General features: G+C 40.4%; 20 protein-coding genes. 10 read left to right on the top strand and 10 right to left on the bottom strand.

Features of this window, described 5'->3' with window-relative positions:
* Positions 1 to 53 precede the first annotated feature (53 nt).
* The 4 genes from QFZ31_RS23565 (at position 54) to QFZ31_RS23550 (ending at position 4,687) form a co-directional block, all read left to right on the top strand.
* Positions 54 to 1,667 carry an ABC transporter substrate-binding protein gene (locus QFZ31_RS23565; RefSeq protein ID WP_307307594.1) on the top strand — a complete coding sequence of 538 codons (1,614 nt, stop codon included), beginning with the start codon at positions 54 to 56 and terminating at the stop codon, positions 1,665 to 1,667.
* 100 nt (positions 1,668 to 1,767) lie between these two features.
* Positions 1,768 to 2,853: an amidohydrolase family protein gene (locus QFZ31_RS23560; RefSeq protein WP_307307591.1), complete on the top strand. Its 1,086-nt coding sequence runs from the start codon at positions 1,768 to 1,770 to the stop codon at positions 2,851 to 2,853.
* On the top strand, positions 2,844 to 4,037 hold the full coding sequence (locus QFZ31_RS23555) for an amidohydrolase (RefSeq protein WP_307307588.1): 1,194 nt from the start codon (positions 2,844 to 2,846) through the stop codon (positions 4,035 to 4,037). Before QFZ31_RS23560 ends, QFZ31_RS23555 begins: the two co-directional genes overlap by 10 nt.
* Positions 4,016 to 4,687, top strand: coding sequence for an AroM family protein (locus tag QFZ31_RS23550; protein ID WP_307307587.1), 672 nt, complete (start codon positions 4,016 to 4,018; stop codon positions 4,685 to 4,687). Before QFZ31_RS23555 ends, QFZ31_RS23550 begins: the two co-directional genes overlap by 22 nt.
* A gap of 174 nt (positions 4,688 to 4,861) precedes the next feature.
* Here the strand turns inward: QFZ31_RS23550 and QFZ31_RS23545 are convergent, their stop codons facing one another.
* Complete coding sequence (locus QFZ31_RS23545; protein WP_307307586.1) at positions 4,862 to 5,806, bottom strand: TRM11 family SAM-dependent methyltransferase; 945 nt, start codon at positions 5,804 to 5,806, stop codon at positions 4,862 to 4,864.
* A 71-nt stretch (positions 5,807 to 5,877) separates the two neighbouring features.
* The gene (locus QFZ31_RS23540; RefSeq protein WP_179602807.1) at positions 5,878 to 6,234 is read right to left on the bottom strand and encodes a nucleotide excision repair endonuclease; all 357 of its coding nucleotides are present in this window, start codon (positions 6,232 to 6,234) and stop codon (positions 5,878 to 5,880) included.
* Positions 6,235 to 6,414: 180 nt separating this feature from the next.
* Here QFZ31_RS23540 and QFZ31_RS23535 point away from each other — a divergent pair, with 180 nt between their 5' ends.
* The gene (locus QFZ31_RS23535) at positions 6,415 to 6,630 is read left to right on the top strand and encodes a hypothetical protein (protein WP_307307580.1); all 216 of its coding nucleotides are present in this window, start codon (positions 6,415 to 6,417) and stop codon (positions 6,628 to 6,630) included.
* Positions 6,631 to 6,646: 16 nt separating this feature from the next.
* On the opposite strand, the gene QFZ31_RS23530 is transcribed toward QFZ31_RS23535, so the two are convergent.
* On the bottom strand, positions 6,647 to 7,033 hold the full coding sequence (locus QFZ31_RS23530) for a VOC family protein (RefSeq protein ID WP_307307578.1): 387 nt from the start codon (positions 7,031 to 7,033) through the stop codon (positions 6,647 to 6,649).
* Between the two features lie 717 nt (positions 7,034 to 7,750).
* On the opposite strand from QFZ31_RS23530, the gene QFZ31_RS23525 reads away from it, so the two are divergent.
* Positions 7,751 to 7,969, top strand: coding sequence for a DUF1659 domain-containing protein (locus tag QFZ31_RS23525; protein WP_307307576.1), 219 nt, complete (start codon positions 7,751 to 7,753; stop codon positions 7,967 to 7,969).
* 33 nt (positions 7,970 to 8,002) lie between these two features.
* Positions 8,003 to 8,221, top strand: coding sequence for a DUF2922 domain-containing protein (locus QFZ31_RS23520; RefSeq protein ID WP_306077158.1), 219 nt, complete (start codon positions 8,003 to 8,005; stop codon positions 8,219 to 8,221).
* A 262-nt stretch (positions 8,222 to 8,483) separates the two neighbouring features.
* On the opposite strand, the gene gnd is transcribed toward QFZ31_RS23520, so the two are convergent.
* From gnd to QFZ31_RS23490, 6 genes are all read right to left on the bottom strand, one after another.
* Positions 8,484 to 9,887 (bottom strand): decarboxylating NADP(+)-dependent phosphogluconate dehydrogenase, encoded by a 1,404-nt coding sequence (gene gnd, locus QFZ31_RS23515; protein ID WP_307307572.1) that lies wholly within the window; start codon positions 9,885 to 9,887, stop codon positions 8,484 to 8,486.
* Between the two features lie 66 nt (positions 9,888 to 9,953).
* Positions 9,954 to 11,300 carry a GntP family permease gene (locus QFZ31_RS23510; RefSeq protein ID WP_307307570.1) on the bottom strand — a complete coding sequence of 449 codons (1,347 nt, stop codon included), beginning with the start codon at positions 11,298 to 11,300 and terminating at the stop codon, positions 9,954 to 9,956.
* Positions 11,301 to 11,321: 21 nt separating this feature from the next.
* Positions 11,322 to 12,863 carry a gluconokinase gene (gene gntK, locus QFZ31_RS23505; protein ID WP_307307568.1) on the bottom strand — a complete coding sequence of 514 codons (1,542 nt, stop codon included), beginning with the start codon at positions 12,861 to 12,863 and terminating at the stop codon, positions 11,322 to 11,324.
* Positions 12,856 to 13,593 (bottom strand): GntR family transcriptional regulator, encoded by a 738-nt coding sequence (locus QFZ31_RS23500; protein ID WP_307311764.1) that lies wholly within the window; start codon positions 13,591 to 13,593, stop codon positions 12,856 to 12,858. The genes gntK and QFZ31_RS23500 overlap by 8 nt, the downstream gene beginning before the upstream one ends.
* A gap of 379 nt (positions 13,594 to 13,972) precedes the next feature.
* Positions 13,973 to 14,716: a hypothetical protein gene (locus QFZ31_RS23495; protein WP_307307565.1), complete on the bottom strand. Its 744-nt coding sequence runs from the start codon at positions 14,714 to 14,716 to the stop codon at positions 13,973 to 13,975.
* A complete protein-coding gene (locus QFZ31_RS23490) occupies positions 14,703 to 15,761 on the bottom strand; it encodes a hypothetical protein (RefSeq protein ID WP_307307562.1) in 1,059 nt (352 codons plus the stop codon). The genes QFZ31_RS23495 and QFZ31_RS23490 overlap by 14 nt, the downstream gene beginning before the upstream one ends.
* Before the next feature lie 517 nt (positions 15,762 to 16,278).
* Here QFZ31_RS23490 and QFZ31_RS23485 point away from each other — a divergent pair.
* From QFZ31_RS23485 to QFZ31_RS23475, 3 genes are all read left to right on the top strand, one after another.
* A complete protein-coding gene (locus QFZ31_RS23485) occupies positions 16,279 to 16,653 on the top strand; it encodes a YmaF family protein (protein WP_307307559.1) in 375 nt (124 codons plus the stop codon).
* 151 nt (positions 16,654 to 16,804) lie between these two features.
* Positions 16,805 to 17,986, top strand: coding sequence for a hypothetical protein (locus QFZ31_RS23480; RefSeq protein ID WP_307307557.1), 1,182 nt, complete (start codon positions 16,805 to 16,807; stop codon positions 17,984 to 17,986).
* A 147-nt stretch (positions 17,987 to 18,133) separates the two neighbouring features.
* Positions 18,134 to 18,421 carry an HNH endonuclease gene (locus tag QFZ31_RS23475; RefSeq protein ID WP_307307554.1) on the top strand — a complete coding sequence of 96 codons (288 nt, stop codon included), beginning with the start codon at positions 18,134 to 18,136 and terminating at the stop codon, positions 18,419 to 18,421.
* Positions 18,422 to 18,844: 423 nt separating this feature from the next.
* Here QFZ31_RS23475 and QFZ31_RS23470 read toward each other — a convergent pair whose 3' ends face one another.
* Entirely contained in the window at positions 18,845 to 19,744 is a 900-nt protein-coding gene (locus QFZ31_RS23470; protein ID WP_307307551.1) for an acyl-ACP desaturase, read from the bottom strand.
* Positions 19,745 to 19,839 lie beyond the last annotated feature (95 nt).

Below are 19,839 nucleotides of genomic sequence, written 5' to 3'. Positions count from 1 at the left end.
AAGTTCAATATTTGAATTGCCGATTCACAATGTGAATCAGAAGGAGGGTTTATATGAAAGGTAAATGGTTACGAGGTTGGGTTTTATTACTTATTGTCGCTTTAATCCTAAGCGCTTGTTCATCAGGAAGTAATTCAAGTTCTTCACCTAGTGAAAAGAACAAGGAGGACGCTTCAGCATCAAGTGAACCACAAGATGGAGGTGTCTTAAGAGTCGGACTTTCCGCAAATCCTAAAACATTAGACCCTATTAAATATACAGGAGTCTATGAATCTCAGGTAATGCGATCTGTCGCAGATACACTTCTTGTCTATAACAAAGATTTAAGTGATTTTACACCTTCACTAGCAAAAGAATGGAAAGTATCGGATGACATGAAGGTTTATACCTTTACGTTACGTGATGATGTTTATTTCCAACCTGGTGAATATCAAGATGGTAGACAAATGACGGCAGAAGATGTTAAGTACAGTCTTGAACGCTCAGCGAAAGAATCTGCTATGAACCGTCTTCGCGGTGTGGAGAAAGTAGAAGTTACTGGAGAATTTGAAGTAGCTGTATATGTAGAGAAACCAAATGCAGCATTATTAGCTATGTTGACTGATGCTGGAAATGTTATCGTACCTAAAGAAGAGGTTGAAGGCTGGGGCGACCAGTTCGGCAGCCATCTAGTTGGTACCGGTCCTTTCCAAATTACTGATTGGCAAAAGGATTCTGAAGTTAAGCTTTCACGCCATGAAAAATATTGGGGAGAAAAGCCTCATTTAGATGGTGTAACATTTAAAATCATTACAGATCCAAACATGATGACAAACGCATTACGCTCTGGTGACCTTGATGTTGGTACTGATATCAAAGGCCAAAACCGTGAACTTATTAAGCAGGATGACAATCTTGAACTGCTTTCAGAACCAGCTTTATCATTAACATACTTGGATCTGAATAACAAAAAAGGACCAACGGCTGATCCAAAGGTTCGTCAAGCCATTTATATGGCAACAAATGTTGAGGAAATTGTAAAAGGTGCGAATCAGTGGGGCGGTGCTGAACCTTCCTTCATGGGACTTCCGAAAAAATCATGGGGCTACAGTAAAGACTTAGAAAAGCTTACCCCAAAATTCAATCCGAAAGAAGCGAAAAAACTTCTTGCTGAGGCTGGATACCCAGATGGATTTAAGACTGAGATTTATCTTGCTGAATCCCGTGTACCATATGGGACTATTTTCCAAAACCAAATGAAAGAAAACTTAAATATTGATGTTGAAATGAAAGTAGTAGAATGGGGCACTTACAGTGATACGGTTGCAAAAGGTAATGCGCCAATGTCAATTGGCGGCTGGACGTGGTATCCAGATCCTTATTTCTTCTTATATCAATTGTTCCACACTGATCAAATTGGTGCACTAGGAAACGGTAAAGGATATTCTAATCCAGAGGTTGATACGCTTCTAGAAAGAGCTGTCTCCGAGACAGTTGATCAAAATGAACGTGCTGCCCTTTACCAACAAGCTCTTGAAATCATTCAAAAAGATGTACCACGAATTGAGCTGGATAATGTTGAAGCGTCAGCAGGTATTAGTAAAACGGTACAAGGCTACAATGTTTCACCAGATTTCTCAATCCAAATTGCCAATCCAAACGGAACAAACGTATGGTTAAAGCAATAAGCTGACTGTTAACTTCAAATGGTTTTTCGAAAAGTAGAGATGAGAATCTCTACTTTTCTTTTAGACTGTCTTAAAAAGTACTAGAAAGAAGGTAATGCAAATGACCACTACCGCCATTAAAAATGCGCAAGTTTATAATTTGGAATCAGGTCAATTCTCCAAACAAACAGTGATAATCAACGAAGGAAAAATTAGTTCTGTTTCGTCCCCTACCGAGCTCTTGCCTGAATGTAATCAGATTGATGCTACTGGATTATATCTGACCCCAGGGTTTATTGACACCTGTTCGCAAATAGGGTTAAAGGAGATCGGCATTCGCTGGGAAGGAAATGATGGGTACGAGCCACACGAAGAAAACGGCTACCATCTAGATGTAGTAGACGGGATTTACCCTTTTGACAAAGCATTTCAAGATGCGGTTGCTGCTGGAGTAACTGCAGCCCATATCGTTACATCCCCAGAAGCTGTAGTTGGGGCAAAAACTGCCGTTATCCACACCCATGGACAAACGGTAGATGAAATGATTTTGAATCAACACCTTGGGTATAGCTTTTCAATGGGAGACGTCCCCAAAAGGGCGTTTTGGGAAAAAACAAAATCTCCGCTTACTAGAATGGGAATTGCTCAAAAAATTAGGTCTTCACTACAGGTTTTACAAAATACAGCTAAATTGCAGGAAGTACCAATCTTTATACGTTCCCACCGTGCTGATGACATTGTTACAGCCATACGCATTGCTGAGGAATTCAGCCTGCCGTTCATCCTCGTACATGGCACTGAATATCCCATGCTCCCACCCCAGCACCATGATCATATTTCGGTCATAGCCGGACCATGCTTTCAGCCAATGGAACGTGGAGAATTAAAGCATTTAGATCCAGCATTATATCAAACGCTCTTTGAACAACGGGTTCCCTTTACATTCGCAACAGACCATCCCGTAAGCTCAGTTGGACATTTACAAATGGAAGGTTGCTTGGCGTTAAAAGCTGGTGTTCCCGAAAAAGTGATTATGAATGGTTTAACAAAAGACGCTGCTAAACTTTTAAAAATTGATCAGCTTACTGGAAGCATTCAAGAAGGGCTACTTGCAGATTTGGTGTTATGGAATAAGCACCCACTGGAGTTAACAGCCCGTGCCGTGCGAACATTTATCGAAGGAAAGGAAGTATACAGATGGGAGTGAAAACATTAAAGGTTTATCGCGGCGCAACCATCCATACAATGGATGAAGTAAATACGGTGATCAGCAATGCAGATCTCTGGGTATACGATGGGAAGGTTGTTAAAGTTGGTGCCAACACCGATATTCCCTCTGATGCTATTATCGAACCCATCAATGGCACCATCATTACCCCTGGACTGATTGACATCCATACTCACGTAGGTATTTGGGGAGAAATTGATGAACAAACAAATGATGCCTGTGAATACTCTGATTCTTTTACACCACTTATGTGGGCAGTTGATGGAATCAATATAAATCACTTCTCTTTTCAACAGGCACGAAAAGGCGGGGTAACGACCGTTCAAACAGGGACTGGAAGTGCGAATCCAATTGGCGGCATTTGGAGTATCTTGAAAACGGGTGGTAACTCCTTACAAGAGATGATTATCACGGAAAAGAGCGGATTAAAGGGTGCACTTGGTGAAAACCCGAAAAATGTATTTGGCCAACAGTACAAGAAAACACCTTACACAAGAATGGCGGTTGCAAAAATTATCCGAGAAGGATTCCTAAAAGCAGCCGTATTATCCAGCGAGGAACGTCGGTCACAAATAGAAAATAAAACCGAGCTGTCACCTTTTATAGAAGTGTTAGAGGGGAAAATGCCCCTTCACTTGCATGCCCACCGTGCAGATGATATTGCCACAGCGATTCGGATTGCCAAGGAATTTCAAATTAAGCTATGTTTAGAGCATTGTACAGAAGGTCATCTAATGCTTGAAGCCATTAAAGAAAGTGAAGCAAGCGTTACATTGGGACCATTCATGCTGCCATCTACAAAGTATGAAACCCGTCATTCAACACCAGCAGCTCCAAAAATGTTCCATGAAGCTGGCATCCCTTTTGCAATCATGACGGATCATCCGTTTATTCCGATTCACTATTTAATTCTTTGTGCGACAGAGGCCGTAAAGTACGGTTTGGATGAAGTGGCTGCTCTGAGAAGCATTACTAGTGAAGCCGCGAAGCTCGCCGGAATAGATGAACGAGTAGGTTCACTTGAAGCAGGAAAGGACGCTGACTTTGTCATTTGGTCTCATCACCCATTTGAATCCCGCTCCAATCTGTTAGCTACCTTTATTAATGGGAATCAAGCCTATGGAAAGGAGAAGGACCGTTTATGCAACAGACTGTTTGTGTAATTACGATTGGCCAAACGCCGAGAAGTGATATGATCCCTTCCATTAGATCCTTCTTACCACAAGAAACGGTCATTATTGAAAAAGGTGTTCTTGATGGGAGAACGGAGCAGGAGATTCTTGAACTTGCACCCGAACCAGGTCAAACTACCTTGATTTCACGATTAAAAAATGGCGGAAGTGCGGTCATGGGAAAGGAAAAAATCCTTCCCATCCTACAATCTCTGATTGACGACCTGAATCAAACAAATGTTTTGTTAATCATTCTCGCTTGTACGGGAAAATTCCCTTTATTTAAAAGTAAGATTCCTTTAATTTATCCGGACTTTTTACTTAATCATGTAGTTAAAGGATTATTTCGCGACGGGATGCTTGGGGTCATCGTTCCCCTCCCAGAGCAAGCGGAAGCAATCCTTGATAAATGGAAGCAAGCAGACTTTATGACCATTCCAGTGGTCTGCTCGCCATACTCCTTTCAGGCAGAGGCGCTGCAAGATGCAGTCAAGCAATTGGACCAGTTTCCGGTTAAAGCAATCGTCCTTGACTGCATGGGCTACACAGAAGAAATGAAAGCATTGGCTCAAACCTATACATCAAAACCCATAATTTTATCACGGAATGTAATTTTTCGGGCATCAGGAGAAATTTTATAACCACCTAAATGGACTTTACAAATAAGATTACCGTTCAGGAGTTATTCTTTTCGTTTGCCCACTGTTCTAAAATTGGTACTAACCCTTGGTGCTACGGATAACCATGAATCTATTAATTCACTTAATTAATAGACTACGTTTCGTTCAAAACCACCTTCTTGGAAAAGGTGGTTTTTAGCTTAATCGCAACCTAGATAATCGCTTACAAACAATCACTTCACGCATAAAGATCCCTTTTTTCGCAACTGCCCGATCCACAATCTCAAATCCCGCTTCAATTAGAATCTTATCGATCTGTTCCACGGTTACCATTACAACCTTATCCGCAAACCTTCGAGCACTTTGAAGCATCTCCAGCTGCTCTTGTGGAGAGATCACAGAACATAGGTTGTAGGGTAAATCGATAATCGCGACATCGTAATGATTGGTGATCGTACGCATGTCTTTAAACGTGACTTCTCCAGTAAACCCAAAGTGTGCGATATTTTCTCTTGTACCAGCAAGAATAACAGGGTTATTGTCGCTTCCCTCGAGATCAATTCCCATCGATAGTGCTTCAATCAGGACGGTCCCGATTCCACAACAAGGGTCAATCGCTTTTATCCCAACTGGGTTTGGAATTGCGATATTCACCACTGCTCTTGCAACGCGTGTACTGAGCGCCGTGGAATAATTGTGTGGCTTCTGCTGATGGTGAAACCAAACCGACTCACTTTTTACATAGTCACCAAAAACCCATCTACCGTTTACGTGCATGACAGCAAACAAAACCTGTGGATTCCGAATATCCGCTACACCTTTCATCCTTTGACCTACTTCTCGCTCAATCGTTCGCCGCTTCTCAAATGGTTCCTCGCCATTTTTCACACAAATCACCTTAAACGTTTCTCCGGTTACTTGGAAGTTTGCTGATTTTTCAAGGAGTTCTTCCATACTCTCTCCTTGAAAAATTACCGCAATTCTCTCCTTTATGAACGGACTTCGACTGGGATCAATTTTAATAGTGCTTTCCAGGATATTCGTTTGTGATTCCGTCCCAAACAAAGAACGCATCTCTAACTCACGTAAGGAGCGTTCATCCTCATAACCGGAGTACGTATAGATATAGGTACTTACCATTTCATCCTCATCCTTTATAAAAAAAAACAATAGGCATGGTCAGTTAATGACGGTACCTATTGCCTTTATTGTTATCTAAAAAACACCTTGTCGATATTGTACTTCGACTTCGATTCATTAATGATAAACGTTTCATAAATTTCTCTATGTGTTGGGTCTTCAATGACACATACTTCAATTCTGGTAATTTCATCACGGTGATTCTTGACTGGCGAGACACTATCCTCAAAATGCTTCTTGATTCTAGGTCGCAGCTTTCTAGCTTTCCCTACAAACAGCAACTCTTTATCCTTGTTATAAAACATAAAGATTCCACCTTTATCACGCGGGATAAGATGAAAATCAGTAAACCCATAAATGTTGCTCATTTCTGGATTATCTTGTTTAGTAATCGTAACATCTGGCTTTGGAACGGTTATATTGATCATGCAAGCTCACTTCCTCTTTCTACAGTGCTTTAAATGCTATCACAAATCCACATATATTACTATATCCTGATATCCATCATTTAGCCAAAATATAACATTAAAATTCCTCTTCGTAGAAAATTTTAACTCTTAATGGAAAGTTTTTGCATATACTAAGTAGGCAATCTATAGGGGGTGTTCATGATTACCAGTATCCAGGAAGTAAATGAAGTCCTCTCCGGTTTACAACATCCATTAGCCCAAAAATGGCTTTGCCACGATCTCATCAAAAAAACGATTGCAGTTAGTTATGATTATTGGCTAGAAGACACCAATATCCCCATGACTTTAGATGAATTTGTATTACAGTATCTCGACCATGCAGAGTATCTTGGTGAAATGTTTGCTGACGATTAACGACCCAAATCTGCTATTAGCATTCATAAAGTTCAATCGGTAACCCATCCGGATCCGCAAAGAAGGTAAATTTCTTTTGTGTCCATGGGTCTATCCGTATGTCCTCTACTTCCACCTGCAATGCTTTTAAATGGTGGACGGCCTCTTCCATATTATCCACTTCAAACGCCAAATGTCTTAATCCAGCCGCTTCTGGATAATTGACCCGTGCTGGCGGGTTTGGAAAGGAAAACAACTCAATTTGGTATTGTCCATTTACCTTTAGGTCCAGTTTATAAGAGCCCCTTTCCTCGCGGTACACTTCCCTCATAGGCGTTAAACCTAAGATCCGTACATAAAAGTCTTTTGATACATCGTAATTAGAACAAATAACTGCTACGTGGTGTATTTTCTTTAAATTCATTTCCTCTTCTCACTTCTTTCGCCTTTTTATCAAAGTATACCATTCGACTTGATTCTAAAGCCCTTTAATCTAATCAAACAATTGATTAATTTGCGGATAAAGCCAATAGCAGCAAGGTTTAATTCCTGAAGGTGAGTGCGAGGATTGTAGAATCAGGAGCTGTTCTCATCACCTCAAAGCTGGCTCCATCTTATTTAAAGGAAAAAACAATGACCTTGAGCCCGGCGTTCGCCAGGCTTTTCAGTTTTTTTGGGTAGCGGCAATTCGGTTTGGCACGTATAAATGAAATTTGGCACGTAAATTTTAAAAACGGCACGTAAATTGAATATTTGGCACATAAACACTTTGGATTTGGCACGTAAATCTAAAAAAAGGTAAGTTTGCTGGTATCTAGAGCTGTTTTCATCACCTCAAATTCGGATCCAGCTAGTTTAAAGGCAAAAACAATGACCTTGAGCCTGGCATTCGCCAAGCTTTTCAGCTATTTTGGGTAGTGGCAAATCGGTTTGGCACGTATAAATGAAATTTGGCACGTAAATTGAAAATTTGGCACGTAACAGGTTTCACTATCTATATAGCTTGTTGCAAAAATCTCTCCTCACGCTCTAGCATCCTCTACTCATTAACAATCCCAATTAAAATTCTATATAAATTTTCAATCATCCTGTCCTTTTTGCCTATTTTTCTATATATAAAGGGTGAAAGGAGGTGATAACGATGGCACAAGCAGTAGTAACAGCGTCCAAGTTACGTTTGGTGTTCCAGGTGGGTATGGATGATGAAGGCAAACCGGTTCTTAAAGCAAAGACATTCAACAATATCCAGAAATCCGCCGCACCGGATCAACTTTTACAAGCAGCACAAGCCCTTATTGGTTTATCCAATGACACTCTCAGCAATATTGAGAGAGTCGACAATGCTGATTTACTAGCATAATTAAAAAATAAATAATGATAGGAGGTGAATAAAATGGCTAAAACACTGGAGCTAGAGTTTGTTACCGAGTTTGGTAAAACGGCACGTCTATCTGTAGACAATCCGAAGGAACCAATTGACGAATCTGTGGTAAAGGCGGCGATGGAGGAAATGATCGCGTCTGGAATTTTTACATCCACAAATGGTAATTTTGCTTCTGTAAAAGGAGCACGAGTGATTGACCGGAATGTTACGGAATACGAGATTGTTTAATAGAGAAGGAGGCCGGTTTCAGTCGAAGCCAGCCTCTTTTCTTTCAGCGAGTGAAATTAATAATAACGTAAACCTTTATTCATAAATTATTCATGAATACGGGGTAAGATATATGTATGAGAAGGACCTCCTATTAATCTTTCTCGCTTTTTCATATTTCCCCCTTTTCATGATTCAGCATTTGCTGGATCCTTTTTTTGTTTTGTACGTTACAAGCTATGGATTCAAAAAAACCTACCCCAATAAAGGAGTAGGATTAATTTCATTGCCAATTGGTATGAAAGACTCCAGGCATATCCCTGCGCTCGTAAGTGTGGGCGCCGAAGTAATCACGTTGTGCTTGTAAGAGGCTGGCGTTTGAGACAGCTGTCCGGTAACCATCATAGTAGGAAAGAGACGTACTTAAGCATGGAAACGAGATGCCAGCAGTAATGCCCTCACAGACGACTTTACGCAATCCCATTTGATACTCTTTCACCTTTTCAGCAAAATAAGGGGCGATCAGCAAATTCGCCAGATCTGGCTGCACTTGATAGGCTTCGCTTATTACATTTAAAAATTCTGCACGAATAATGCATCCACCACGGAAAATCAGGGCAATATCCTTTAAAGGTAAATTCCAGCCATAAAGTTCAGAAGTCGTTTTATATTGAGTGAATCCTTGTGCATAGGCACAAACTTTACCCACATATAATGCTTGTCTAATGTATTCAATCCACACATCACGATCGAAATTCTGCGGTTCGAAATCTGGACCTGCTAAAATTTCTTGAGCATGTACTCGTTCTTCTTTTAGAGAGGATAAATAACGCGCAAACAATGACTGTGTAATAATCGATGCCGGAATCCCGTTATCAATGGCTTGCATGCTCGTCCATTTACCCGTTCCTTTTTGTCCTGTTTTATCAAGAATCACATCAATCAATGGTAAGCCAGTTACCTCATCCTTTTTTCGAAGAATCTCAGCCGTAATCTCGATTAAATAACTTTTCAGTTCACCTTGATTCCAGGTTTCAAAAATTTCTGCTATTTCATTTACCGATAAATGTAACCTTTCTCTTAAAAAAGTATAGGCTTCTGCAATTAATTGCATATCGGCATACTCGATCCCGTTATGTACCATTTTTACAAAATGACCGGCACCTTTTGGACCCATATAAGCACAGCAAGGCGTATTGTCCACTTGGGCTGCAATTTTTGTAAGAATAGGTGCTGCTTTTTCATAGACGTCTGAATCCCCACCCGGCATGATCGATGGTCCTTCCAAAGCTCCGACTTCGCCGCCAGAAATTCCAATTCCTAAATAACCAATTCCTTTAGACTTTAATTCATCGTATCTACGTTCCGTATCTTCGTAATGGGAGTTACCACCATCCATAATGACGTCGCCTTCTTCAAGATGTGGCAGCAATGAGCTGATTACTGAATCAATCGCCTTGCCAGCTGTCACCATTACAAAAACTTTTCTCGGAGTCTCCAAAGACTGTACGAAATCTTGAACTTCATAGTAAGGAGTAATGCTCTGTCCATCAAGTTTCTCCACAAGTTGATCAGTTAAGTCTCTCGTGTAATTATATACAGCCACTCGTTCCCCTTTATTGGCCATGTTTAAAGCGATATTACTGCCCATGACTCCTAAACCAATAACACCTATTGTATTCAACATATTTTCATTCTCCTTTTTCTAAGTTGAATAGGCAGTAAAACCCTAAGGTTTACTGCCTGAAAGTACCTATACAAACAAGCTTAATAATAAAACAAATCCTAATCCCGCTACGGAAATAATCGTCTCAAGCAAGGTCCATGTGGCAAATGTTTCTTTCATACTTAAACCAAAGTATTCCTTAAACATCCAGAAACCAGCATCATTTACATGGGAAAGAATGACACTTCCCGCACCTGTTGCAAGAACGACTAAAGCAAGGTTAACATCAGATTGTCCTAACATTGGAATCACTAAACCAGCTGTTGTTAATGCTGCAACAGTAGCGGATCCTAATGCAATACGTAAAATGGCAGCAATCATCCATGCAAGGATAATCGGTGATATAGCAGTCCCTTTGAATAATTCTGCTACATAGTCACCAACACCGCCGTTGATTAATACTTGCTTAAAGGCTCCGCCGCCACCGATGATTAAGAGCATCATACCAATGTGAAGAATCGCTTGTGTACAAGACTCCATGACATCCTTCATTGGAATCTTTCTTGCGATACCCATTGAATAAACAGCAAATAATAGCGAGATTAACATCGCCGTACCTGCTTCACCGATAAATCGAATGACTGCTAGTACAGTATTATCTTCAAAGCCCAGTGTTTTTTGCAGCAAGGTAATAATTGTCGCAATGGACATTAAAATAACAGGAAGTAAAGCGGTAAAAACACTGATACCAAATCCAGGTGTGTCTTGCAGTTTAAATGTTTTTAGTTCACCTAATGATGCAATGCTGCCCATTTTTGTAAATGATTCAGGTACAAGTTTTTTCGCAATCTTTGTAAAAACTGGCCCAGCTAAGATAACGGTAGGGACAGCAACAATGAAACCATAAAGTAATACTTCACCAATGTCTGCACCAAGTTCACCAGCAATTGTAGTTGGTCCTGGATGAGGCGGCAAGAAACCGTGTGTGACTGATAAAGCTGCTGTCATGGAAATACCAAGTGACAAGATCGAAACTTTTAATTCTCTTGAAATCGCAAAGACAATTGGAATCAATAATACTAAACCTACTTCAAAAAATAACGCGATACCGATAATGAATGAGGCAACGACTACTGCCCATTGAGTATTTTTTTCACCGAATTTGTTCACAAGAGTCATCGCAATTCGCTGCGCACCGCCTGAATCAGCGATTAATTTACCGAGCATGGCTCCAAGTCCAAAAATTAAACCAATATGTCCAAGTGTTCCGCCTAATCCGGCTTCGATAGTTTTAACCACTTCTTCTAATGGCATTCCAAGTGCTAACGCCACTCCAAACGATACGATGATTAAAGAAATAAAGGTGTTTAATTTTAAGCCCATGATCAAAATAAGTAAGGCTATAATTCCTAACGCTACAATTACTAATGGCATTTTAATTCCTCCGCACTTTTTCTAGTTGTGTGATGTAAGTTTTCTTTGATAATTAGCGATCCGTGTATAATCTTCTTCTAATACTCTTGATAAGTGAATAAAGATTGGCAGCAACTGCCTGTATTCTTTTGCGGCAGCTTCTTCAGGTGCATGTGTAAAGGTGCTTCCAACCATTTCAGACACGACTTCAAATGAATCAATTTTTCCTGTTGCATATAGTCCTAAAATACAAGCCCCCAGGCATGAACTTTCATAGCTTTCGGGAACGACAACTTCCGATTCGAATATATCGGACATCATTTGCCGCCAAACCTCCGACCTTGCGAAGCCTCCCGTTGCTTGGATTCGAGTTACGGGACCATCCATGCATTCCGTTAAGGCAAGAAAAACGGTATATAGATTGTAAATAACTCCTTCTAATGCTGCTCGAATCATATGTTCTTTTTTATGTGACAAAGTTAGACCGAAGAATGATCCGCGTACATCTGGATTCCACAATGGCGCTCGTTCACCCGCGAGGTATGGATGAAATAACAATCCATCCGAACCTGGTCTTACACGTTCGGCAATCTTGGTTAATACTTCGTATGGATCAATTCCTAGTCTTTTTGCTGTTTCAACTTCAGAAGAGGCAAATTCATCACGAATCCAGCGAAGAACCATTCCACCATTGTTCACCGGGCCGCCAATGACCCAATGCTTTTCCGTTAAGGCATAGCAGAAAATTCTTCCCTTTTCATCTGTTTGCGGCTTGTCAATAATCGTCCGAATCGCACCGCTTGTCCCAATGGTAATAGCAATCTCGCCTTTTCCAATCGCATTGACACCAAGATTTGAAAGAACTCCGTCACTGGCACCAATCACAAAAGGAGTTTCTGGATCAATACCAATTTGTTTAGCTATTTCAGGATCACACTCGCGGAAAACTTGCGTTGTTGGAACGAGTTCAGATAATTGATCACGCGTTACACCCGCAATATGTAATGCTTCTTCATCCCAATCAAGGTTTTGGAGATTCATCATCCCCATGCAAGAGGCGAGGGAATGATCGACAACATATTGATCAAACAACTTTTTAAAAATAAATTCTTTAATTCCGATATACTTTTTCACTTTTACAGCGGTTTCAGGACGGTCATGGACCATCCATGCTATTTTGCTTAACGGCGACATCGGGTGAATCGGTGTTCCAGTTCGTCTGTAGACTTCATGTCCGTTCAACTCATCCTTTATTTTATGTGCCCAAGCTTCACTGCGATTATCCGCCCAAGTGATACAAGGTGTCAGTGGCTGGTCGTTTTCATCCATTGCAATGACACTATGCATGGCGCTGCTAAATGATAAGAAAGCCGGCTTTTTATCAGGATGACGTTTCGTTATATTCGTAATCGCTTGCAATACGGCTTGATAAATTTCATTCGGGTCTTGTTCAGCAGTCGACATATCCGGTGTATAAAGTGGATACCCATGATTCTCCACCTGGATGACTTCGCCTTTTTCTGTAAATAATACGGCTTTGGTACTTGTTGTTCCGATATCGACGCCTAACATATAGTTAGTCATGTTTTTGCACAGCTCCTTTAGCCAGCATTTGTTGTGACATCCAGAGGTCATCTACTGTTCCCTGAACTTGAACATCATCAAAGTTTAAATGTAAAGATTCAAGCATGAGCTCTCGATTCTTCGATTCAATCGCTTCTATATAAATCTCATGATTTCGTATAACCCTGGTAAAGTCTTCGTACTCTTCTTTAATCCGCATACGCATCGATAAAAGAATTAAGCATTCCATAACAGGCTTTAAGTTATCCCAAATCATCAGCATGTGCGAATGATTAATCGAGCGAATAATCGTTTCATGAAATAAGACGTCCTGTAGGGCAAATTCGTCAGCATCACGATACTTTATCGCAACCTTCATCATTTCTAGTATTTTACTAAGTTCTCTTGATAGTTGTTTTGTTTCCATTTTTATAAGACGTTCAAATACAAACGTTTCAATAAGCAGCCGAACATCATAAATCTCTTGTATTTCCTTTTCTGTTAAACCAATGACAACTGCACCCATTCTTTCCAATCGGATAATATTTTCGGATGCTAGTATTTTTAACGCTTCCCGAATGGGTGACCTGCTCACCGCAAAATCAGCAGCCAATTTATTTTCAGATAAGATGGTGCCGCTTTCAATTGCACCTGAGATAATACGCATTCTAAGCTCGCAAGCTACACGTTCACCAGCAGAAGCTTTTGAAAGACTCTTCTCGGGATACAGAAATTCCTGTGTTTCTATCATCATTTCACCCTCTTAATGTAATACAAGGATACTTGTATACAAGTATTATAAAACTAGATTTTTAATTTTGCAAGCGCTTTTCTTTTTCCATTATTTTGCTACCTTCCCTATAAAACTAGTAAAAGCTTGAGGACAGTCCTCAAGCTTTTACTTTGGTAGTAATCGTGGTGCGCTTTATTGCTTACCTGCCAAATCGTTTCCTTTACCTGCAGATTTTTTCTTCTTATCTGCCAATTATCCTTTTTATCTGCTTATTCTCTTTGTTTACCTGCCTACCTAATACCACACTAAAACTATTAGCTTAAAAAGCCATGCAGCGGCTCCTTATAAGCTTCAATAAAAATAAGACCCACCCTCATTTCAAGAGCAGGTCTTCGCATTACTTCATAATAAAATACAAAACCATCATTACTACCGAAACACCCTGTCCAACAGCCAGCCCAATCAGCCATTTTTTAAACAGACCTTCCCTCATTTCAGTACGTTTAGCACTCTGCTTCCACTTTTCCTCCCACTTCTCCTGAGCATCTTTTTGGACTTGCACCACCTGCTGTGTCAACTCCGCTATTTCCGCTTTATACCTATCCTCAATGGCGATAATCTCTTGTAAAATCAACCCTAATCGATCACTCACCACCTCAAATTTCACATTCAATGCGGAAGACTGCTCACTCAACGCTTCCTGCAGCCGCCTAATATCCTTCCGTGCCCGATCTGTTTCCCCAATAATAAACGCTTGGTCCTCCTGCTGGAACCCTTTTACTTCCGCTAACAGCTTTTCCGTCTTCTCCAGATTTTCCTGATACTGCTGGTGCCAGAAGGCAATCTTCTTTTCTAGCACCAAAATATTCTCATTAAACCTTTCCATCCCGCGCTCAAATAACTCGTTCTGAGGGTCAATCACCTCTTCCCTTAACCGCTCACTCACCTGCGTAGGGAAGCCATGCATGGACGTCCGCATGTTTTCAATAGATTCATAAACTTCCTCATTCAAGGCCGCAATCGTTTCTTCACGGTCTTTCATCAGCTTTTTCAAGTCATCATAAAAAAGTTCGTCATTGATTTTCTTCAGTGATTGAATGGCCTCGGTATATTTCTCATCAACAGTATTAGACGTATTCATTTCCAATGATCCTCTCCGCTTGCTTTAAGATAATTTGGCAGTATTGGTGATAGGCCCACCGTTCCTCATCAGAAGCACTCTCCGCGAATAACTTCTCCTGCCAGTTTGACACAAGTTTCACAAACTCTTCTTTTAACATATCCTCCAGCACTTTGGGGCGCAGCCTATTCTGTTCCCACTCCGACTTCGCTCTACCTAACTGATCCTGCAGTTCTAAAATACGAGCTTCCCTTTGCGCCTTTTTTTCTTGAAGATCACTCAGGGTTTCTGCTGCTAATTTTTTCTGATCGTTCTTACGTTCCCAGAGCCCCAAGATTTCCGCTTTCCCATTGTCCTTAAACTGTTCCACTTGGCTGACATAATAGTCGTACACACTTTCGTTATTTCGCACCAACGTATCAAGCACTATCCGATAATCCTCTTCAAAATTCCCTGATTTTAAATAGTGGTCAAGACCCCGTCCGTGCTTCAAAGAAAGCTCAATCAGCGGCGGATCCGTTTTAAAATCAACCTTTGCTGTCGAATCAATGTTTTGCATACTACGTGACATCAACACCCAAATACGGGAGAGCTGCCTTTGATAAAAATCTACCATTTCCATCTCGACTAGGTTGTAGCTTTCCAACAACCTAGATACTTTTCTCTCCTTAAAGACGACCTGATCCTTTCTATCAAAAGTAAACTTGTCGTCCAATAAGCACTCGAACTTTTCCAACTGAATCTGATCCAAGACCTTTTCTTCATCTTCGTAAATCGCAAGTTCCTTTTGCAAAACATCACAGGTTAACTCTAGGTTCTCGATCGTTCGCTCATCCGCCGCCAAGCCTTCTACCAGCGTTTTCAGCTCTATCTCCATCCGTTCGAGATCAAGACTCCTCTCCTTGTACATGCTATGCTCGTTGTTTTTCATCTCGGTAACCTGATCCTCAGCAGTTCCATCCCTTTGATATCCAAAGACCAGAAACCGCTCATTAAAACGGTCAATCGCTTGAAAAATCCATTGGTCCTTTTCATCTTCTAACGTAGTAAGCAAATCGGCGATCATGCTTCATAACCTTCTTTTAGCAACTGTTTATTCAAAATATTATATAGACTCAACATCCATTCACTCCCAGAAACCCGATGCTTTCATTTTACTATATCTCCACACAGACTTCGACACTTCTCTGCAAACTTCCCTATCAATCAAACGTTTGATTAAAACCATCCCAACCCCTTTTGAAAAACGAACTCTAGTAACATTTCAAGATAGTTTCTTGTCGAGGAGGAGGGTTGTTTTCAAATCTAGTTTTTCAATTCCCGCCAAAAAAGATAGCTTTCAACATTTATCGACGAATTCTCCCAGCCGGAAGTGATAATTAAACGATTGTGTGAAAATGGGATAAATCCTATCATATAAAGGTTTTCATCTTGTCTCAGGTAAAATAATTGTCTCTTACTATAGAAGATTTTATGAAATTTTAGCATTGAAATAATATGTCTTAGAATTTCTCTATGGGGCAATAGCACTAATTAGGTTGAGGTTGAATACTGTGTTAAAAAGCTTTTTAGGAGTGATTTCCATGGATATCCCTGTTTCTGGCTTTATGTATGCTTCAGATGGTTCAGACCCGATGCATTCCCATCGAATGTATATTACATCTTGGGATGGAAGGCCTGTTCATGTTCACAGCTTTAGCGGGATTACCTCTTTTGAAGATGGACACAGCCATCAATACGCTGGAACAACAGAGCCAGCACCCACTGGGGTCCCGCATACCCATCGATATTTTACCTTTACTTCTGTTGATGACAGACATAGACACCAAATACAGGGAGTAACAGGTCCGGCCATTCCGCTTCCAAACGGTGGCCATTATCACGAATTTAATGGTGTCACCACCATCGAAGGAGTCCGTCCGCATAGACACTTTTATAGTGGTAGAACAAGTCTCTAGATTACCCCTGTTGTTACCTGCATACATCAAAAGGGAGCTTGCTAAGTAAATAGCATGCTCCCTTTCAAAATTACCAACATCTACATCTAAATATACAACCAATATTCCTGCATGGTCTGCGTTCATTATAATCATTGTTTTGCTTTTGGTAATGATTATAATCATTATCATTCATTTGACCCCATCTATCGTCTTGTTTGTTACAGCCACAATCATGGTGTTTGTTATTCATGTCCTGTTTGTCGTAATCATCATGCCTGTTGTTATTGTTCCACTTGCCGCCATCATTGTGTTGGTTGTTTTTGTTTTGCTTTTTACAGCCACAATCATGGTGTTTGTTATTCATGTCCTTTTTGTCGTAATCATCATGCCTGTTGTTATTGTTCCACTTGCGGCCATCATTGTGTTGGTTGTTTTTGTTTTGCTTTTTACAGCCACAATCATGGTGTTTGTTTTTCATGTCCTGTTTGTCGTAATCATCATGCCTGTTGTTATTGTCCCACTTGCCGCCATCATTGTGGTGGTTGTTTTTGTTTTGCCTTTTACAGCCGCAATCATGGTGTTTGTCATTCTTGTCCTTTTTGTTGCAATCATCATGCTTGTTGTTATTGTCCTGCTTTTTACAGCCACAATCATGTTTGTCATTCTTGTCCTGCTTTTGGCAATCATCATGCTTGTTGTTATTGTCCTGCTTTTTACAGCCACAATCATGTTTGTCATTCTTGTCCTGCTTGTGGCAATTATCATGCTTGTTGTTATTGTCCTGCTTTTTACAGCCACAATCATGTTTGTCATTCTTGTCCTGCTTGTGGCAATCATCATGCTTGTTGTTATTGTCCTGCTTTTTACAGCCACAATCATGTTTGTCATTCTTGTCCTGCTTGTGGCAATCATCATGCTTGTTGTTATTGTCCTGCTTTTTACAGCCACAATCATCGTGTTTGTCTTTATCATCCTGCTTCATACAATCATCATGCTTGTTTTCGCACTTGTCCTGCTTATTGTCGCCACCGTGCTTGTCGTTATTGTCGTGCTTTTTGCCACCTCCATGCTTATCGTTTTTGTCCTGTTTATTGCCGCCATCGTGCTTGTCGTTTTGATCTTGCTTATTGCCACCATCATGCTTATCGTTATGATCGTGTTTTTCCTTTTTGTCTTTCTGGTCTTTACCATGATGATGCTTATGGTGTTTTTTCTTACCTGGCATTTTCCTTACTCCCTTCATAACAAACTTATTTATATAGTTAGTTTATTAAGAGTATGGAAAATGGCTTGGACGAACATCCATCATAAGACTTTTTATAAAAACGTAATCTTTTTAAAAATTATCTAGGTGCTGCCAGGCTCTGGTAATATACATATACCAATCGTTTGAATGAATGTAAAAAGGAATAAATGCAAATAAATACCTTGTGGTCTGGTGAGCATGATTTGATCATAGTACGCTAGCAATGGTTAGGAATCTAAAGGAGGCATCCGAATGGGTAAATGTGAACTTTGTGAGCGAGAGGAGGTTGAGACAACTGTTCATCATCTGCTGCCCAAAGAAATGGGTGGTACATTTGGACCTACGGCCAACTTATGTATCCCTTGTCATAAACAAATCCATGCCCTTTATACCAATGCGGAGATCGCAGCACGATTAACAACCATCCCTGAATTAAAAGACGATCCCCAACTATCACGTTACCTTAAATGGATCCGGAAACAGCCTTCCACAAAATTAATGAAAATAAAAAAATCAAATGAGCGGAGACAGAAGCGATAGCCAAGATGGAATCGATTAGTTACCATACTAAGTTGGTGTGACATGGTCCCTGGCACCGGGTTCAGTTTACCTGCCTAAAACTCCTCTCTACCTGCATTATTCATTTGTTTATCTGCCTGATTAACCATTCTATCTTCCAAAACCTATCATTTACCTGCGTTTCTGCATCGAATGTATACCCGCCTAATTGAAAAAGCCTGGCGTCAGCCCGGCTCTAGTAATTGGATGGAAGAAATAGGCGTAATCAAAAGGGTATAGGCAAATTTTATATTACCTTTTCTTTCATGAAAAAACTCTTACCTGCGGAAAACTACTTCCTACCTGCATTATTCATTTGTTTATCTGCCTGATTAACCATTCTATCTTCCAAAACCTATCATTTACCTGCAAATATGTTTCGCAGCGATTCCCAACATAGCACCTTTATTTACGGTTAGCACCAGCATAAAATCGATCTCTTACACGTTTAAGCCTTGCATGGTAGTTAAGAATATCCAACCGTGCCTTTTCTGCTTCAGGAGCAATCGGTCTCAAGTTTTCAATGTCCCAATAGTCAACAATGACATCCAGCACTTGATCAAAGTACTCAAGCGGCCCGTAATTGGCTTCTTTTGCAATAATGGCCATCCGGTCTTCAAAATCAGGCATGACTGTACCAGGCATCTGAAAATTCTTGATCACATAACCAAGATAGTAGCAATAGTTCGGTTCCAACTGCAAATGTAGCTTGATAACATCGCGATAAAAAGCATAATGCAGTGTTTCATCCTTGGCGAGACGTCTGAGGAGCGTAGCCAATTCTTTATCATGAGGCCCTGCTACCTTCGCAACATTATAATAAAACACCATAGTTGCAAGTTCTTGGAGCGACGTATAGACCATCGTCTCAAAAGGGGTATGAAAATCCGGTTCCCATCCTCCTTCTACCGTCATCTTGTGCAATTGACGAATACGTTTAGGATCTGCGTTTCTTGTTATCAAAAGATAGGTCTCCAAAAGGTTTGAATGTTGATCTTCTTCTGCTGTCCAGGTATGGACAAAATCCTTGATGACAGAAAGAGACCCTTTAAAGGTTTGATCTAAATGGGATGTGAACCAAGGTAGATTCACTTCAGTCAAAAGAGCCGTCTCTACAGCTGTTACAACACCCGCGGGCAGTGTTACCTGCTCAGGCTTCCAAGGCACCCTCTTAAAATCCTGTGCTTTATCCCAAGGCAAGAAATCATGATAGCCCCAATCTATTTTTGCAGCCCTTCTCTTATGTTCCTCATAGAGCTCTTTTAATTGCGGTTCAAGTCTAAAATCTAAATGGTTTGTTAGCAACTATCTTCCACTCCTTTTCACTACTTTAACGTATTATTCTATTAAAACACAAAATTAATAACATTCCGAATTTAATAGCCTCAATTAAAAAAGGT

Source organism: Neobacillus niacini, assembly GCF_030817595.1.
Classification (GTDB): Bacteria; Bacillota; Bacilli; order Bacillales; family Cytobacillaceae; genus Neobacillus; species Neobacillus niacini_G.
Note: the sequence above shows the minus strand (reverse complement) of the source record. Positions and strands in the feature narration are given on the sequence as shown.

Coding starts and splice junctions, on each gene's coding strand:
- QFZ31_RS23565 (WP_307307594.1), top strand. CDS start 54: ATGAAAGGTAAATGGTTACGAGGTTGGGTTTTATTACTTATTGTCGCT.
- QFZ31_RS23560 (WP_307307591.1), top strand. CDS start 1,768: ATGACCACTACCGCCATTAAAAATGCGCAAGTTTATAATTTGGAATCA.
- QFZ31_RS23555 (WP_307307588.1), top strand. CDS start 2,844: ATGGGAGTGAAAACATTAAAGGTTTATCGCGGCGCAACCATCCATACA.
- QFZ31_RS23550 (WP_307307587.1), top strand. CDS start 4,016: ATGCAACAGACTGTTTGTGTAATTACGATTGGCCAAACGCCGAGAAGT.
- QFZ31_RS23545 (WP_307307586.1), bottom strand. CDS start 5,806: ATGGTAAGTACCTATATCTATACGTACTCCGGTTATGAGGATGAACGC.
- QFZ31_RS23540 (WP_179602807.1), bottom strand. CDS start 6,234: ATGATCAATATAACCGTTCCAAAGCCAGATGTTACGATTACTAAACAA.
- QFZ31_RS23535 (WP_307307580.1), top strand. CDS start 6,415: ATGATTACCAGTATCCAGGAAGTAAATGAAGTCCTCTCCGGTTTACAA.
- QFZ31_RS23530 (WP_307307578.1), bottom strand. CDS start 7,033: ATGAATTTAAAGAAAATACACCACGTAGCAGTTATTTGTTCTAATTAC.
- QFZ31_RS23525 (WP_307307576.1), top strand. CDS start 7,751: ATGGCACAAGCAGTAGTAACAGCGTCCAAGTTACGTTTGGTGTTCCAG.
- QFZ31_RS23520 (WP_306077158.1), top strand. CDS start 8,003: ATGGCTAAAACACTGGAGCTAGAGTTTGTTACCGAGTTTGGTAAAACG.
- gnd (WP_307307572.1), bottom strand. CDS start 9,887: ATGTTGAATACAATAGGTGTTATTGGTTTAGGAGTCATGGGCAGTAAT.
- QFZ31_RS23510 (WP_307307570.1), bottom strand. CDS start 11,300: ATGCCATTAGTAATTGTAGCGTTAGGAATTATAGCCTTACTTATTTTG.
- gntK (WP_307307568.1), bottom strand. CDS start 12,863: ATGACTAACTATATGTTAGGCGTCGATATCGGAACAACAAGTACCAAA.
- QFZ31_RS23500 (WP_307311764.1), bottom strand. CDS start 13,593: ATGATAGAAACACAGGAATTTCTGTATCCCGAGAAGAGTCTTTCAAAA.
- QFZ31_RS23495 (WP_307307565.1), bottom strand. CDS start 14,716: ATGAATACGTCTAATACTGTTGATGAGAAATATACCGAGGCCATTCAA.
- QFZ31_RS23490 (WP_307307562.1), bottom strand. CDS start 15,761: ATGATCGCCGATTTGCTTACTACGTTAGAAGATGAAAAGGACCAATGG.
- QFZ31_RS23485 (WP_307307559.1), top strand. CDS start 16,279: ATGGATATCCCTGTTTCTGGCTTTATGTATGCTTCAGATGGTTCAGAC.
- QFZ31_RS23480 (WP_307307557.1), top strand. CDS start 16,805: ATGATTATAATCATTATCATTCATTTGACCCCATCTATCGTCTTGTTT.
- QFZ31_RS23475 (WP_307307554.1), top strand. CDS start 18,134: ATGGGTAAATGTGAACTTTGTGAGCGAGAGGAGGTTGAGACAACTGTT.